This window comes from Bacillus sp. AFS073361 (assembly GCF_002567005.1).
Taxonomy (GTDB): Bacteria; Bacillota; Bacilli; order Bacillales; family Cytobacillaceae; genus Neobacillus.
In genome coordinates this window covers 23,476-39,551 of sequence record NZ_NUZU01000039.1, presented here as the reverse complement: position 1 = coordinate 39,551, position 16,076 = coordinate 23,476, and the positions used below count along the sequence as shown (strand labels likewise).

General features: G+C 39.3%; 15 protein-coding genes. All 15 read left to right on the top strand.

What is annotated here, in order from left to right; all coding sequences use genetic code 11:
• Positions 1 to 24: 24 nt before the first annotated feature.
• The gene (locus COJ96_RS20615; RefSeq protein ID WP_098575674.1) at positions 25 to 1,194 is read left to right on the top strand and encodes a substrate-binding domain-containing protein; all 1,170 of its coding nucleotides are present in this window, start codon (positions 25 to 27) and stop codon (positions 1,192 to 1,194) included.
• Between the two features lie 65 nt (positions 1,195 to 1,259).
• Positions 1,260 to 2,756 (top strand): sugar ABC transporter ATP-binding protein, encoded by a 1,497-nt coding sequence (locus COJ96_RS20610; protein ID WP_098575673.1) that lies wholly within the window; start codon positions 1,260 to 1,262, stop codon positions 2,754 to 2,756.
• Positions 2,737 to 3,717: an ABC transporter permease gene (locus COJ96_RS20605; protein ID WP_098575672.1), complete on the top strand. Its 981-nt coding sequence runs from the start codon at positions 2,737 to 2,739 to the stop codon at positions 3,715 to 3,717. Before COJ96_RS20610 ends, COJ96_RS20605 begins: the two co-directional genes overlap by 20 nt.
• Before the next feature lie 219 nt (positions 3,718 to 3,936).
• The gene (locus COJ96_RS20600) at positions 3,937 to 5,115 is read left to right on the top strand and encodes a Gfo/Idh/MocA family protein (protein ID WP_098575671.1); all 1,179 of its coding nucleotides are present in this window, start codon (positions 3,937 to 3,939) and stop codon (positions 5,113 to 5,115) included.
• Complete coding sequence (locus COJ96_RS20595; RefSeq protein WP_098575670.1) at positions 5,112 to 6,083, top strand: sugar phosphate isomerase/epimerase family protein; 972 nt, start codon at positions 5,112 to 5,114, stop codon at positions 6,081 to 6,083. Before COJ96_RS20600 ends, COJ96_RS20595 begins: the two co-directional genes overlap by 4 nt.
• Before the next feature lie 131 nt (positions 6,084 to 6,214).
• Positions 6,215 to 7,249 carry a zinc-dependent alcohol dehydrogenase family protein gene (locus COJ96_RS20590; protein ID WP_257148578.1) on the top strand — a complete coding sequence of 345 codons (1,035 nt, stop codon included), beginning with the start codon at positions 6,215 to 6,217 and terminating at the stop codon, positions 7,247 to 7,249.
• Positions 7,250 to 7,304: 55 nt separating this feature from the next.
• Positions 7,305 to 8,147 (top strand): sugar phosphate isomerase/epimerase family protein, encoded by an 843-nt coding sequence (locus COJ96_RS20585; protein ID WP_098575669.1) that lies wholly within the window; start codon positions 7,305 to 7,307, stop codon positions 8,145 to 8,147.
• Positions 8,148 to 8,192: 45 nt separating this feature from the next.
• A complete protein-coding gene (locus COJ96_RS29350; protein WP_257148577.1) occupies positions 8,193 to 8,321 on the top strand; it encodes a hypothetical protein in 129 nt (42 codons plus the stop codon).
• Positions 8,322 to 8,372: 51 nt separating this feature from the next.
• The gene (locus tag COJ96_RS20580; protein ID WP_098575668.1) at positions 8,373 to 9,548 is read left to right on the top strand and encodes a substrate-binding domain-containing protein; all 1,176 of its coding nucleotides are present in this window, start codon (positions 8,373 to 8,375) and stop codon (positions 9,546 to 9,548) included.
• A 41-nt stretch (positions 9,549 to 9,589) separates the two neighbouring features.
• Positions 9,590 to 10,759: a substrate-binding domain-containing protein gene (locus COJ96_RS20575; protein WP_098575667.1), complete on the top strand. Its 1,170-nt coding sequence runs from the start codon at positions 9,590 to 9,592 to the stop codon at positions 10,757 to 10,759.
• Positions 10,760 to 10,903: 144 nt separating this feature from the next.
• Positions 10,904 to 11,728, top strand: a complete 825-nt coding sequence (locus COJ96_RS20570; RefSeq protein ID WP_098575666.1) for a sugar phosphate isomerase/epimerase family protein — start codon at positions 10,904 to 10,906, stop codon at positions 11,726 to 11,728.
• 1 nt (position 11,729) lies between these two features.
• Positions 11,730 to 12,815, top strand: coding sequence for a zinc-dependent alcohol dehydrogenase (locus tag COJ96_RS20565; RefSeq protein ID WP_098575665.1), 1,086 nt, complete (start codon positions 11,730 to 11,732; stop codon positions 12,813 to 12,815).
• Between the two features lie 74 nt (positions 12,816 to 12,889).
• Positions 12,890 to 13,723, top strand: coding sequence for a sugar phosphate isomerase/epimerase family protein (locus COJ96_RS20560; protein ID WP_098575664.1), 834 nt, complete (start codon positions 12,890 to 12,892; stop codon positions 13,721 to 13,723).
• A gap of 220 nt (positions 13,724 to 13,943) precedes the next feature.
• A complete protein-coding gene (locus tag COJ96_RS20555) occupies positions 13,944 to 14,783 on the top strand; it encodes an AraC family transcriptional regulator (protein ID WP_180230201.1) in 840 nt (279 codons plus the stop codon).
• A gap of 295 nt (positions 14,784 to 15,078) precedes the next feature.
• Positions 15,079 to 15,846, top strand: coding sequence for an isochorismatase family protein (locus tag COJ96_RS20550; RefSeq protein WP_098575662.1), 768 nt, complete (start codon positions 15,079 to 15,081; stop codon positions 15,844 to 15,846).
• Positions 15,847 to 16,076: the final 230 nt, after the last annotated feature.

Sequence of the window (16,076 nt, the reverse complement as noted above, 5' to 3'; positions counted from 1 at the left end):
AACTACTATAGTGGGGGTAATTAAATGAAAAAGAGTTTTTCTTTTACAGTTTTACTGTTACTTGTTTTAAGTGTTTTTCTTGCAGGATGTGGCGGAAAAAAATCTACATCTGAACAAGCGAGCACGGAGAAGAATGAAAACTACTCAGAAACAGCTTCAGGTCCATTAACGATCAATCCAAAGATTCCTGATTTAGTGGTACAAGATAAAGGGCCGAACGGAGAACAGGCCGTTTCAGCTAAGACATTGCAGCTTACGGAAGATGAGCTAAAGAAGATTAAAGAAGGTAAATATAAAGCGGCGATTGTTATGCACTACTCTGGTACTGACTATATGAATGCCGCAGTTGGTGCGATGAAGGATACATTTAAGAAGATGGGCATCAAGATCGTTGCTGTAACAGATGCACAGTTCAAAGCGGAAAAGCAAGTAAATGATATCGAAACCGTTTTAGCGAAAAAGCCGGACATTATGATTTCTGTTCCAGTTGATGCCGTATCTACCGCACCAGCTTATAAAAAGGCTGTTGCCCAAGGCGTAAAGTTAGTATTCATGGATGGTGCTGCACAAGGTTTAGTTGCAGGGAAAGATTACATCAGTATTGTGTCTGGTGACAACATGGGTAACGGAGCAACCGCAGCAGACATTATGGCTGAAAAACTTGGCGGAAAGGGTAAAGTCGGCATTGTGTATCACGATGTAAACTTCTTTGTTACCAAAAACCGTTCTGATGCTTTTGAAAAAAGAATCAAAGAAAAGTATCCAAATATTGAGATTGTCGCAAAAAGTGGGATTACTGGTCCAAATCAGGCAGAAGAAGTAGCATCTGCTATGTTGACAAGACACCATGATATTGATGGTATCTTCGCTCCATGGGATGTACCAGCTGAAGGTGTTATGGCTGCGGCAAGAACTGCTGGCAGGGATGATCTAGTTGTTACAACAGTTGACTTAGGCACAAACGTAGCCATCTCCATTGCACAAGATGGAATTGTTAAAGGTCTTGGAGCACAGCTCCCATATGACCAAGGTGTAGCTCAAGCAATCCTTGCCGGCTATGCCTTATTAGGAAAAGAAGCACCAGCGTATGTCGCTTCACCATCCATCAAAGTTACGAAAGAAAATGTATTAGATGAATGGAAGTTAATCTACGGAACAGACGCTCCTGACACAGTAAAAAATGCGATGAAATAATTTTAAAAAAAGGATAGGGGCTGCTTTTGAAAGCAGCCTCTAACATAAAAAGAAGGTGGACTTGGATGGAACAGCCGATTCTCGAAATGAGAGGTATTAATAAAGCTTTTAATGGGATTACCGTTTTAAATGATGTTCATTTTTCCGTCAAAAAAGGTGAAGTTCACGCCTTGATGGGGGGGAATGGTGCCGGGAAATCGACGTTAATGAAAATCCTCACAGGGGTATACTCCGCAGACAGCGGCGAGATTTTAATTGAAGGAAAATCAGTAAGCATTAAAAGTTATGATGATGCTCAAAAGAATAATATATCGATGATTTTCCAAGAGTTTAGTTTAATTCCTACCCTTACCGTCGCCCAAAACATCTATCTTACTCGTGAAAAGAAAACATCATTAGGGCTGCTCGATGATAAGGATTGTGAGAAGAAAACAGAAAAATTGCTAGAAGAATTAGGCGTAGATATTAGACCAAATGATGTAGTTCAAAATTTGGGGGTTGGCTACTGGCAGATGACGGAAATTGCCAAAGCACTTTCCCAAGAAGCAAAGATTCTGATTATGGATGAGCCAACCTCGTCCTTAACCAAAAATGAAACGGAAGTACTCTTTAGTTTTATTAACAAATTGAAAGCAAAAGGTTATTCCATCATCTATATTTCTCACCGGATGGATGAAATCTTTGAAATATGTGACCGAATCACGATTATGCGTGATGGCCGTTATATCACAACAGAAAAATGCAGTGAAACCGATCTTGATACTGTTATTTCACATATTGTCGGTATGCAATTTGACCAAGCATTTGAGTGGAAAGAACGGTTCTATGCAACAGACGTGCCGCCGATTTTTGAAGTAAGAAACTTAAATGCTGAACATGTCCAAGATATTAATCTAAAAATTCAGCCGGGTGAAATTGTCGGAATTGCTGGGTTAATGGGAAGCGGCCGGACGGAATTACTTCGAAATCTCTTTGGGATTGACCCAATTAAGAGTGGAGACATCTACATCAATGGTCAAAAACAATCCATTAAGAATCCAAAGAATGCGATAGAAGCCGGACTTGCACTGATTCCGGAGGACCGCCGGATGCAAGGATTGGTTCTTGAACATAGTGTCAAGGATAATATGATTCTTCCAATACTTTCGAAGGTGAAAAAAGGAGCATTTATTGATAGTAAGAAGTCCAATGAGATTAGTAATGAATTTGTAAGGAAGTTAAATATTAAAACAGATAATATTTTTAAAAAGGCCGGGTTGTTATCGGGCGGTAATCAGCAAAAAATTGTTCTAGCCAAATGGCTGGCGAACGACCCTACTGTCTTGATGTTGGATGAACCAACAATTGGTGTGGATATAGGTGCAAAAACGGAAATTGTTGAAATTATTCGAGCTATGGCCGAAAACGGCAAGGCGATCCTTGTGGTTTCCTCCGAGCTCCCAGAACTGCTTGCTTTGAGTGACCGTGTGATCGTTATGCATGATGGGAAAATCAAAAAGGAAATGACCCGCAGGGAGATTAAATCAGAGGAGGAATTACAATATGCAATCCAAGGTTTCTAGTATTCAAAAGCCAGCAACTCCTGCGTTGAAAGGATTCGAGTGGCGTAATTATATTGTCTATTTTGCCTTCGTGGGCGTATTAATCTATTTTTCTATCAGCTTAAGTGATGAAGGGTTTTTAACTTCAGGTAACTTATTAAACATTGTTAGACAAACTGCGACGATATCTTTGATGGCGTTAGCGATGACATTTGTTATTAGTACAGGGGAGATTGACCTTTCTGTCGGTTCCATCGCTGCCCTTTCTTCTCTAGTAGGTGCATTAGCCATCCAAGCTGGTTATGGCATCATTGGTGGACTTATCGGCGGTGTTGGTACAGGTCTTGTGGTTGGATTAATCAATGGTCTGCTTGTAACAAAAGTAGCGATTCCTTCCTTCTTGGTAACACTGGGAACGATGGGAGCCATTAAAGGTGCTGCGATGTGGGTTACAGATACTGCTCCAGTTCCGATTGTAGACGCAAATTTCAATTTCATCTTTGGTTCAGGGGACATTGGTCCAATTCCAGTTTTACTTATTTGGACTCTAGTATTTACAGTGATTGCCCATATCTTACTTCGTAAGACATCCTTTGGCCGTCAGGTATTAGCAACAGGCGGAAATGAAAATGCTGCAAGATTCTCTGGCGTAAAGACAATGAAGATAAAGCTAATGGTATTCCTTGCAACTGGTTTAATGGCTGGTTTAGCTGGTCTCCTTTATGCGGGCCGTATGAATGCCGGACGTTTTTCCTTCGGTGAAGGGGATGAGCTTTCTGTTATTGCTGCGGTTATCCTTGGTGGGACAAGCTTGTTTGGCGGTGTAGGAACAATCATCGGAACGATAGTTGGTTCCCTAATGATTGGTACGATCAATAATGGTTTGATTATCATGGGTCTTGATGTCAGCCAGCAAATGATTATCAAAGGAATTATCATTATCCTAGCGGTGGCATTCGGTAAGAAAGCGATGAAGAGGTAATTTTTAATAGAGGTTTCCGCGGAATAATAGCAGAATTCTGCGGAATTCCCTCGGAAATTGACGGAATTAATGAGAAAACTGGCGGAATTTCCTCGGAAATTGGCGGAATTAATGATAAAAGCGGCTGTATTCTTTTCAATAAAAGCAAAATGACCCTATAAGGTCTATCAATTTGCATCCTTGAACAACACGATCAACTTTTGAACAGGAGGAAGAAAGGTGGAGAAGATTAAAGTTGGTATCATCGGTACTGGATTTATCGGGCCGACTCACATAGAAGCCATCAGAAGGCTTGGTTTTGTAGAAGTAGCTGGTTTGGCGGAAACCAGTCAAGAAATGGCTGAAAAAAAGGCAGCTGAGCTTGGAATTCCGAAGGCCTTTGGTGATTACCGAGAAATGCTGAAAGACAGCGAAATCCAGGTCGTGCACAATTGCACACCAAATCATCTTCATTTTGCCATTAATAAAGAGATTATTTTAGCTGGAAAGCATGTTGTCTCAGAGAAACCACTGGCTATGAACAGTGATGAATCTGCAGAATTATTGGAGTTAGCAGAAAAACAAGGCGTCATTCATGCGGTGAACTTTAATTACAGACAGCATGCGAGTGTACAAAACTTAAAAGCGAAAATCACTGAAGGTGATCTTGGGAAAGTGAACTTGGTTCACGGAAGCTACTTGCAGGACTGGTTATTATATGAAACAGACTACAACTGGCGTTTGGCGCCGGAAGTAGGCGGAAAGTCACGCGCAGTAGCGGACATAGGTTCCCATTGGTGTGATACCGTCCAATTTGTAACAGGCAAAAGGATTGTCGAAGTTTTTGCCGATTTAGCCACTGTTGTTCCAGTAAGAAAGAAACCGACAGGAAACGTAGCTACTTTTGGGGCAAAGACGGCGGAAGATATGAAATATGAAGATGTACCAATTAATACAGAAGATTATGCATCTGTTCTTGTCCGGTTTGAGGATGGATCTAGAGGAGTCTTTACTGTATCTCAAGTCAGTGCGGGACGGAAAAATAGATTGAGCTTTGAGATTAATGGAAGTCAAGCTTCAATATTCTGGAACCAGGAAGAACCAGAGAAGCTATGGATTGGGCACCGGGATAAAGCAAATGAAGTTCTATTAGCGGATCCGGCGTTGTTTTCGCAGGAGGCAAGGTCTGCTATTCATCATCCTGGAGGGCATAATGAAGGCTGGCCAGATGCTTTGAAAAATATGATGTTGAATTTCTACTCGTTTGTTTGCGATGGCAAAAGCCTGAAAACAGACAAGCCAAATTTTGCGACATTTGCAGATGGACACCTTTCGATGTGTATCACAGACGCAATCTTAGAAAGTAACCAGCAGAAGAAATGGGTGAAGGTTCAGGCTAGCAAGGAGGTACTTGCGTGAAATTAGGTGTATTTACCCCCTTGTATCAGAACCTGCCTTTTGAAGAAATGTTGGATAAACTCTCAGCCATGGGTGTGGAGGCCGTTGAATTGGGGACAGGGAATTATCCCGGCAATCATCACTGTAATCCGGATGAATTGCTTGAATCTCCTGAAAAAAGAAAATCATTCCTGAGAGCGCTTGAAACTAGGGGAATAACGATCAGCGGCTTAAGCTGCCACGGTAACCCGCTTCATCCAAATGTAAATATTGCTCAAGAGTCACATGACGTTTGGCGAAAAACAGTATTACTTGCAGAACTTTTGGAAGTGCCTGTTATCAATGGCTTCTCCGGCTGTCCGGGTGATCATAAAAGTGCAAAAAATCCAAACTGGGTTACATGCTCATGGCCTCCGGAATATTTAGAAGTGCTGAACTGGCAATGGAACGAAGTGGTTATTCCTTATTGGAAAGAGGAAGCGAAATTCGCGAAAGAGCATGGCATTCAGCAAATTGCTTTTGAAATGCATCCAGGTTTTGTCGTTTATAATCCTGAAACCTTACTAAAGTTAAGGGAACATGCAGGAGAAAACATTGGAGCAAACTTTGATCCGAGCCACCTTGTTTGGCAAGGAATTGACCCGGTCGAGGCCATCAAAAAGCTTGGCAGGGAAAACGCAATTTTCCATTTCCATGCGAAGGACACTTATTTAGATCAAGCAAATATTAAGATTAATGGTGTTTTAGATACAAAGCATTATAGCCAAATTTTAGACCGCTCTTGGACATTTAGGTCAGTCGGATACGGCTCGGACGAAAAAATGTGGAAAGACATTATCAGTGCCTTAAGAGCGGTGGGATATGATTATGTAGTTTCCATTGAACATGAGGATATGCTGGCTTCCACCGACGAGGGACTAAGCAAAGCGATTACTCTCTTAAAAGGGGCCATTTTCAAAGAGAAAATTACCGAGATGTGGTGGGCTTAATTTTTTTGAAGCATGGGGCCGGTTCTCTTGCTTACAAAGGGAGGGGCTGTTCCCTCCCGCAGTTCATTTCAAGGAAATATGATAGGATAATTGTTTTTCAAAATTAATGATGAATGATTGGAGACAGTACAATGACAACAATGAATGCTGTATTTTTTCCAGGAGATAAAAAGGTAGAGATTCGCCAGGTTGAAATTCCAACGCCTGGGCAAGGGGAAGTATTAGTTCAGTTAAAAGCATCAGCGATCTGCCGAAGCGATATGAGCTTATATTATGGAACTTCCGTTTTTGAAGGAACAAAATGCGGATGCACGGTACCAGGGCATGAACCTGCAGGAGTTATCACAGAAGTAGGAGCTGGCGTTTCCAATTACAAAGCGGGTGACCGAGTTGCTGTTTACTTAGCTCTTGGCTGTGGTGAATGTGCACATTGCAAGAGCGGCTACAAAATGTTCTGCAAAGAGTTTAAGTGTATCGGCTTTGACTCTCACGGCGGTGACGCAGAGTACATGGTGGTTCCAGCTGAAAACTGTATGAGACTGCCAGATAGCATGAGTTTCGTAACAGCCGCTGTTTCAACTGACGCTGTTGGAACCCTTTACCACGCGCAAAAGAGATTAGGGATTTCAGGAAGAGACTACCTAGTTATTTTTGGAATGGGACCTATGGGCGGCGCTGGTGTGATGATCGCTAAAGGATTAGGAGCAACCGTTATTGCTGTTGATATGCTGGATGAGCGCTTGGAGCTTGCGAAGGAATTGGGTGCGGATTATACCATCAATGGTAAAACAATGAATGTTCAAGAAGAAATCGCTCGTATTACAAAGGGTCTTGGTGCAGATGCTGCAATTGATTGTTCCGGAAGCCCTTACGGTGAAAATGATGCATTAGATTGCGTGAGGGCACATGGACGTGTCGCTTTTATTGGCGAAAGTAAAGAGACAACAATCAAACCAAGTGCGCAATTAATTCGAAAACAGATTTCTGTAATGGGTTCTTGGTACTTCCCAATTCAAGAATTTGATGAGATTGCGGAGTTTATTGTAAGAAAGAATCTGCCAGTAGAAAAGTTGGTTACTCACCAATTTAAATTGGAAGAAGCCGAAACAGCTTTCCGTATGTTTGATGAAAGAAAGACTGAGAAAGCTGTGTTTGTTTGGGCATAAACGGTAACAAATAATAAAACCTTTTGGCACTTAATTTTTGAGGAGGATCAATAAAATGAAACTTTCATTTAATACTTGGGTTTATAATTCATTTCCATCCATGCTGCCATTTTATCCATTAGAAGAAGTGATTAGTCGAATTGCTGCATTTGGTTATGATGGAATTGAAATCGGTTGTGCGAGTCCGCATGCATGGCCTGATTATTTATCCAAGCAGAGACGTAAGGAAATTCTTCAGCATTTACAAAGAAATAAACTTAATGTTGCTGCTATGCTTCCCGCTCCTGGAGGAGGACCTGGAATAAATCCAAGTTCAGCTTTGAAAGAAGAGCGTGAATTTACAATCAATCATTACAAAGAAGTCATTCGATTAGCGCATGACTGGGAATGCCCAACTGTGATGTGGCTTGCCGGCTGGTTTGGTTTTGGTATGAACAAACAAGAAGCATGGAAATATAGCCGCGAAGGTTTGCAAGATGTGGCAAAATATGCGAAAGACCTTGGAATCACACTAGTAGTTGAACCTCAAGCTGCTGATTGTAATTTAATTGAGTCGGCAGATGATGCCCTGCAGTTGGCAGAAGAATCAGGTGAATCCAATGTGAAAGTGATGTTTGATACATTCCATGCCCTATATCGTAATGAAGTACCGAGTGATTATGTTTATAAAATGAAAGATAAGTTGCATCATGTTCATATTTCGGATGACGATCGTTTACCACCTGGACAAGGAACGGTAAATTGGGATTCCGTATTAAAAGCATTAAAGGAAATCGATTACAAGGGCTACCTCTCAATGGAGATTGGATTTGGTACTAGAAAAGCAGATCCTGATTGGTATGCAAAAACATCCATTGATTATTTGACAGAAAAGTTAAAAGGAATTGGGTGTAAGTAATAACCTAATTGAAAAATAGAATCCGGGCGGATACAGGGAGTTTAAATGGAACTGGTTCGCCCAATTAATCTATTTAAAAGTCTATTCCATCTTCAAAGTCAAAAAAGCAGAAAAAATGTAATCGGTTACACAGCGAGAGAGGATGTGATACATAAAATCGGTACAAATGCTTGAGTATTTTATTCAAAGGATTAATCAATAAAAAGCACGTAAAGGGGGCTAATTATGAAAAAGATACTATCTATTTTCACTATGATTCTTTTTATTACTAGCATCGCACTCGTCGGCTGCGGCAAGGATAGCACGACTAGCAGCGGTAGCAAAGAAACAGAGAACACAACAACAGAAGAAACAACCGCTAGTTCAGGTCCAATCACTATAAATCAAGAGATTCCAGACCAAGAGATTTTAAGTAAAGGTCCGAGTGGAGAAGCCGCCGTTTCTGCAAAAACATTGAAGCTGACGGAAGAAGAAGTACAAAAGATTAAAGAAGGAAAATACACAGCGGCGATTGTCATGCACTATGCTGGTAATGACTGGGCAACAGCACAAATCAATGGCTTAAAAGCAACCTTTGCAAAAATGGGAATTAAGGTGGTTGCCGTAACAGATGCCCAGTTCAAAGCTGAAAAACAAGTATCAGACATCGAAACGGTTTTAGCTAAAAAGCCAGATATTATTGTTGGGATCCCAGTAGATCCTGTTTCAACTGCATCCGCTTTTAAGAAAGCGGCAGATGCTGGAGTAAAAGTCGTGTTTATGGATAATAAACCCAACGGATTAGAAGCCGGCAAGGATTATGTGAGTGTAGTTTCTGCTGACAACTATGGAAATGGTGTTCAAGCAGCGGAGGTCATGGCGAAACAACTTGGTGAAAAAGGAAAAATCGGTGTTATCTATCATGATGCGGATTACTTTGTAACAAAACAGCGTACAGAAGCCTTTGAAAAAACAATCAAGGAAAAATATCCAAAAATCAAAATCGTGGAACGTGGCGGAATCATTGGTCCTAACGATGGAGAAAAGGTAGCATCAGGAATGCTCACCAAAAATCGTGATCTTGATGGAATGTTTGTCGTTTGGGACGTTCCAGCGGAAGGTGCTTTAGCAGCAGCACGTACGGCAGGAAAGAAAGATTTTGTCATTACAACTATTGATTTAGGGACAAACGTTGCCTTAGACATTGCATCAAACGGTTTGATTAAAGGCCTAGGTGCGCAGCTGCCATATGACCAGGGAATTTCAGAAGCGGTTTTAGCTGGTTATTCCTTACTTGGTAAAGAAGCACCTGCCTATGTGGCTGTTCCTGCGTTAAATGTAACGAAAGAAAATGTATTAGATGCATGGAAACTTGTTTACCATCAAGAAGCACCAAAGTCTATCAAAGGGGCAGCTAAATAATAAAACATTATTATTATCTAAATCTATTATTGGGGGTTACTATGAAAAAACTTACTTCACTAATCATTACGATACTCTTAGTCAGTAGTTTAGCGCTTATGGGGTGTGGAAAACAAAGTTCAACTGCTTCAGGTGAGCAAAAAAATGGAAAAGAAGAATCCGCAAAAATTACTTATCCGCTTACCATTAACCCTGAAATACCAACCGATCAGAAAATTTTAAGTACAGGTCCAAATGGAGAAACAGCCACACCTGCAGCAACTTTGCAATTATCTGAAGAGGATGTAAAGAAAATTAAAGAGGGTAAATTCAAAGCGGCTATTTCCATGCACTATGCAGGAAACGATTTTTCAACTGCCATCATCAATGGTGTAAAAGAAACTTTTGAAAAAATGGGTATAGATGTTGTGGCCGTTACGGATGCACAATTTAAGCCTGAAAAACAAATTTCAGATATCGAAACCATCATGGCTAAAAAGCCAGATGTTATCGTAGCTTTACCCGTTGATCCAGTTGCTACGGCTCCTGCTTTTAAAAAGGCAGCAGAAGCTGGCGTAAAACTAGTCTTCATGGATAATGTGCCAAAAGGTTTTCAAGCAGGAAAAGATTATGTAAGCGTTGTTTCATCAGATAATTATGGAAACGGTATCTTTGCCGGCGAAATTATGGGTGATGAATTAAAAGGAAAAGGAAAGATCGGTGTCATTTTCCACGATGTTAATTTCTTTGTAAATAACCAGCGTAAAGATGCTTTTGAGAAGACCATTAAAGAAAAATATCCAAAAATTAAAATTGTTGCCCATGGTGGAATTATCACTCCTAACGATGCTGAAAAAGTTGCCTCTGGTATGTTAACAAAAAATAAAGATTTAGATGGAATTTTTGCGATTTGGGATGTACCAGCGGAAGGAACACTTGCTGCAGCTCGTACAGCAGGGAAAAATGATTTAGTTATCACTACAGTTGATTTAGGAACGAATGTGGCGCTTCAAATTGCTTCTGGAGGGAACGTAAAAGGTCTTGGAGCACAGTTACCATATGAAAACGGAGCTGCGCAAGCTCTTGTTGCCGGATATTCATTACTTGGCAAACAATTAGATCCATACTATGTTGTTCCATCGATGAAAGTTACAAAGGAAAACGTCTTAAAGGTTTGGAAAATGGCTTATCGTCAGGATGCCCCAGAAGTTATCCAAAAGGCAGCAAAATAAACATCGCTTAACCAGTAAGAAAACTAGATTACAAACTTCAAGAAAAAAAGTGAAATAGTGGCCGCTTTTATATGCGGCCACTATTTAAAAAATCTGAAATCCAGGAAAGTTACATAGACAAAATAGTGATAAGGAGATGTTCAAATGATTAAGTACTCTTACAACACGCTAGTATATGCAGGAGAAGATATTGAAACTAGTATTGCTAGACTCGCTAAATACGGTTATGACGGTGTAGAATTTGTTGGCGAGCCAGAGCAAATGGATGCAGACAGCATTAGAGGATTATTGGAAAAATATAATATTGAAGCTTCCACTATTTGTGCCATTTATAACGCTGAAAGAGATTTAGTTTCTAGTAAAGAAAATATTAGAAGAAATGCAGTCGAGTATTTAAAAAGCTGCGTTGATTTTGCCAGCAAAATCGGGGCAAAAGGAATCTCTCTCACTCCAACTGCTTGTATGAAAATTTATGGAGAGGCAGATCGAGAAACAGAATTAAAATGGGCTGAGGAAGGAATACGGGAAGCTGGTATTTATGCGGGAGAACATGGGGTTCGTTTAACAGTAGAAGCATGGAACCGCTATGAAAACTACTTAATCAATCGATTAGAGCAATCACTTGAGCTGGTCAATCGTGTAAATCTGCCAAGCGTAGGTGTGATGGGTGATACCTATCATATGAATATTGAAGAAGTCGATATTGCCGACACCATTAGAATGGTTGGAGATAAATTATATCACCTTCACATCGCTGATAGTAATCGAGCCGCACCAGGTCGCGGTCATATCGATTTTGAGCCAATCGCTCAGGCGTTACGTGATATTAATTATAGCGGTTATTTAACGATGGAGCTATTGCCTCCGTTTGCCGATCCTTTTAATGGCACTAGATGTGATGAGTTTTATGATCAATACACTGAAGAGTCAATTAATTTCCTAAAAAACCTTTTTAAGGAGGAAAAATAAGATGGCACAAGATACAGTAGTAAACAATGAAAATTTGGAAGCTGGGTTTGATCAAAAAGTAATGAAAGCTGCCGTGTTATATGGTAAAGAGGATTTAAGATTAGAAGAAGTACCTGTTCCTGAACTTGGGGATAAGGATGTATTGATAAAAGTAAAATATACCGCAGTATGTGGTACTGATCCGCATATTTATGAAGGTCGTTTTCCAGCAAAACTTCCACTGATCTTAGGTCATGAATTTTCCGGTGAAGTGACAAAGGTTGGTTCTAAAGTGAGCTTTGTACAGCCAGGTGATCGTGTAACTGCAGATATCAATATTAGCTGTGGTACATGCTATTATTGCCGCCATGGCCAAAAATTGCATTGTGAAAAAATAACTCAATTAGGGGTACACATTAACGGAGCATTTGCCGAATTTGTAAGAGTTCCAGAGAGTAATATTCATAAGTTGCCAGATTCTATGTCTTGGATCCATGGAGCCTATATTGAGCCATTAGCATGTGCAATTAGCGGTCAGGATAAAGTTAATGTCCAATACGGTGAAACAGTCGCGATTATTGGCGGAGGTCCAATGGGTATCGCTCATGCCTTACTTGCAAAATTGAAAGGTGCTAGTAAAGTAATCCTTTCCGAACTAAATCCTGCGAGAATTGAATCAGCTAAAAATATTGGTGTTGATTATGTTATCAATGCAGGTGAAGAAGACCCGATAGAAGCTGTTAAAAGATTAACAGACGGACGCGGTGCTGACGTTGTTATTGAAGCGGTAGGTTCTGCCTATACTTACGCGCAAACGTTTAAATTAGTGAGAAAAGGCGGAAAAATACTGGTTTTTGGAGCAGCTCCTGCAGATGTAACAATTCCTGTAAGTCCATTTGAAATTTACAGCCGTGAATTAACCATTGTTTCCTCCTATGCAGGAACATATGACACCTTCTCTAAAGCGATTGATTTAATCGCAAGCAAGCGTTTTGATCCAACTCCAATCTTCACAAATCATTTTGAATTTGCAGATGTGAAACACGGAATTGAAACGGCAGAGCATAATAAGGATATCCTTAAAACAGTAGTTAAAATCTCAGATTAATATATAGGTAGACAGAGTTCTCTTCGGTTCATGCGGGAACTCTGATTTTTTCATAATCTAAGAGGTGAATTCAAATGTTCAAATATAGTGCCACACAATGGATATACGGAAATGAAAGTTTAGAAGATAGCATAAAAAGGCTGAAGAAATATGGGTATCAAGGTGTCGAACTCGCTGGCGAGCCGTATACCATTGATATTGAGGAAACGAAAGAACTTTTATCAAAGTATGAACTTGAATGCAGTTCTATTTGTGGAATTTTTACCCCTGAAAGGGATCTTTCCTCACCAAACAACGAAATTAGAAAAAAGGCAGTCGAATATGTGAAAAGATCGGTTGATTTAGCGAAGACTTTACATGCATCAACTCTAATTGTCGTTCCTACTTGTGTTGGTAAACTTAGCCCAGAAACGACGCTTGAGGAAGAATGGAATAATGCCATTCAAAGTGTGAAAGAGGCAGGGCTGTATGCGAAGGAACAAGGAATCACCATAGCCATTGAAGCATTAAATCGTTATGAAACCTACTTAGTTAATAACCTAACCTTAGCCTTACGTTTTGTGGAGGAAGTGAATGTAGAAGGTGTAGGGGTTATGGCGGATCTGTTCCACATGAGCATAGAGGAACGAGATATGAGGGATTCGATAATGAAGATTTCACGTTATCTTGCCCATGTCCACATCGCTGATAATACAAGGGAGGCAGCGGGACTAGGACAAACAAATTTTGCACCAGTTATTTCACTGCTTAAAGAACTTGGTTATAAGGGTTATATTACGATGGAGTTCCTACCTGCCGTATCAAATCCTTATGTGGCTTCAGGCCTTCAAGGGGAAGCTAATGTTTTTGATGACTTCACAAAGCAATCTATTAAACATATGAAGGAAATTGTTGAAGCACTATCATAAAAAATCGAAAGAAAATGTATTAGATACATGGTAAATAAAATCACCAAAAATCTATTCAAGGTGCCGTAAAATAAACAACCAGCTGTGAAAATAAAGAGGCTCAAGTTCTAGAGCCTCTTTTACTTTAAGAGCTCCTTATTTATTAAATAAAGCAGTCAAGTGTACATCTAGTCAATGGATTACTTAGAATGCTATTTATAATGAAAGGGGACATACCGGCGTGGGAAAGTCTTCTGTTTTTTTAAATACTCCCCAGTTTATCAATATTAAAGGAATAAATGAAATCAGTCCATTTTGGATTAAAAAACATTCCGATCCTAATTATACAGAGATTGTGTATATTCAACAGGGGTGCGGAGAGTTCATCTATGAAGAAAAACCTTTTATCGGACAAGAAGGAGACCTTATATTTATTCCCCCTTTTAGTCATATCGAAAGTAAATCTTGTACAGACAAACCTCTCAAAGGGATTAATATCTGTGTTTCGAATCTGCATATTAATGGTAATGAAAAAGGTTGTTTAACCTTTTCTAATGATCTACCTATTATTCATTTGACAGATGAAAAAAAGGAGATTGAAAACTACTTAAAAGATATTTTAAGGGAATATCGGACGAAACATGCTGGATATCAAGTCGTAATCTCTTTAATATTACAAGCCGTTATTATTAAAATTACTCGTCTCTTGAAAGATTCCGATTATCATTCCTTTTCTCCAGTCTGCCTTGAGGTAAAGAAATATATTGATGAAAATTTTAGACAAGAACTGACATTAACTGATTTGGCTAATCTAGTTTATGTAAGCCCCTACCATTTAGCTCATGTTTTCAAGGAAGAAATGGGAGTGCCTCCCATACAATACATGATTTATTGCCGTATAGAAGAAGCAAAACGATTACTTAAGCAATCTAATCTATCTGTAAGAGAAATCGCATCTAGCATTGGTTATGAGAATCCAAATTATTTTAATCTTCTATTTAAAAAATTAACAGGTAACCCGCCAGGTAAATACAGAAGGATTACTACATCTAGTTCTGATTTTTCCAAAAGTAAAGGGTAAACTAACACTTGATGTAATAGATTACATCTATTTGAGTTTCTTCTGTCCCCGAATTAAGAGGCTTCTCACAAGACTGTGAGAGGCCTCTTATAGTGTTCATAAGTTATAAGCGATAGTGAAAATATTTAAGTAAGCAAACGCATGTAGGAAAAATACTAGAATATCCTACTATTTATTGGGGATAAGTTCCAGTAATTAATTTGCTATGCTATAATTATGGTAAGTTTAATACATAATGGATAATTTATTGTAACTTTAGAAAGTTTATTGCTGACTTAAGCCGGGAGGATTACATATGTTTGAGAACCTGTTAAATATATCTGACGCTGCCAAGCTATTGGGAGTGTCGCCGAGTACATTAAGACGGATGGAGAAAAATGGAAATATTGAAGAATATGGCTTAAAGGTTATTTATACCCCTGGCGGTCAAAGGCGATATATTCTTGATGAGGTTCAACAGCTTTTCTCTAATCAGGGGTTTTCCGGACAAATTGGATTTGGTACAAAACCTGCTCTGTTAATTCGGGATTTTACCATAGCATTTACTGAACCGCATTCCCAATTAGCTATTAAAATGGATCATCAAATCACTGCCACCCAACAACTTATCGAACAAGCTCTTAACGATAAGATTCCAATAATCTTTAGTAAAACGATTTATGAAACTAAAAATAAGGTTTCTAGATTATGGTGTGAAAAATTTCCCTCGCTTCAAATTTTAGACCGCGAAAGCACATGGGTCAATATTCATCCAGATTTATCTGACTATCCATATGATTTGATTAACGCGACTGTATATATATCTTCTTTGTACGATGATCAAGTAGATGATTTCTTGAAAGATAGACAAATTGATACATTAATATTAGCTGGGACAACTACAAGTGGGAGTATAAGAGCCACTGCAGTAGATGCTCTTCAAAGAGGTTATAGAGTAATCATTCCTAAAGAGGCTGTAGGAGATCGAAATCAAACCCTACAGAACTCAACATTATTAGATTTAAACGCAAGGTATGCAGACGTAATGAATCTGGATAAGGTTCTTAATGGTATGAAACCATGAGCAACGCATTTGAATAAAACCATGATTATCCTTAGGTAATCATGGTTTTATTTATTTTTAGAAAAATTTAATAATATTGAATATTGACACTAATAGTGCAGTGAGATAAAATAAAACCATGGAAGCTTTGGTAAGTTTGGTAGATTGAGTTAACTTTTAAAGGAATAATACAACTTTGATAACTTCAAACTATCGGTGTTCATGATTTTCTATTATTTTTAGGAGGAGTA

What these genes read in the sequence shown, in the direction of transcription:
- COJ96_RS20585 (WP_098575669.1), top strand. Translation starts at nt 7,305, where the DNA reads ATGAAACTTTCATTTAATACTTGGGTTTATAATTCATTTCCATCCATG.
- COJ96_RS20590 (WP_257148578.1), top strand. Translation starts at nt 6,215, where the DNA reads ATGACAACAATGAATGCTGTATTTTTTCCAGGAGATAAAAAGGTAGAG.
- COJ96_RS20560 (WP_098575664.1), top strand. Translation starts at nt 12,890, where the DNA reads ATGTTCAAATATAGTGCCACACAATGGATATACGGAAATGAAAGTTTA.
- COJ96_RS20575 (WP_098575667.1), top strand. Translation starts at nt 9,590, where the DNA reads ATGAAAAAACTTACTTCACTAATCATTACGATACTCTTAGTCAGTAGT.
- COJ96_RS20570 (WP_098575666.1), top strand. Translation starts at nt 10,904, where the DNA reads ATGATTAAGTACTCTTACAACACGCTAGTATATGCAGGAGAAGATATT.
- COJ96_RS20615 (WP_098575674.1), top strand. Translation starts at nt 25, where the DNA reads ATGAAAAAGAGTTTTTCTTTTACAGTTTTACTGTTACTTGTTTTAAGT.
- COJ96_RS29350 (WP_257148577.1), top strand. Translation starts at nt 8,193, where the DNA reads ATGGAACTGGTTCGCCCAATTAATCTATTTAAAAGTCTATTCCATCTT.
- COJ96_RS20565 (WP_098575665.1), top strand. Translation starts at nt 11,730, where the DNA reads ATGGCACAAGATACAGTAGTAAACAATGAAAATTTGGAAGCTGGGTTT.
- COJ96_RS20610 (WP_098575673.1), top strand. Translation starts at nt 1,260, where the DNA reads ATGGAACAGCCGATTCTCGAAATGAGAGGTATTAATAAAGCTTTTAAT.
- COJ96_RS20550 (WP_098575662.1), top strand. Translation starts at nt 15,079, where the DNA reads ATGTTTGAGAACCTGTTAAATATATCTGACGCTGCCAAGCTATTGGGA.
- COJ96_RS20580 (WP_098575668.1), top strand. Translation starts at nt 8,373, where the DNA reads ATGAAAAAGATACTATCTATTTTCACTATGATTCTTTTTATTACTAGC.
- COJ96_RS20605 (WP_098575672.1), top strand. Translation starts at nt 2,737, where the DNA reads ATGCAATCCAAGGTTTCTAGTATTCAAAAGCCAGCAACTCCTGCGTTG.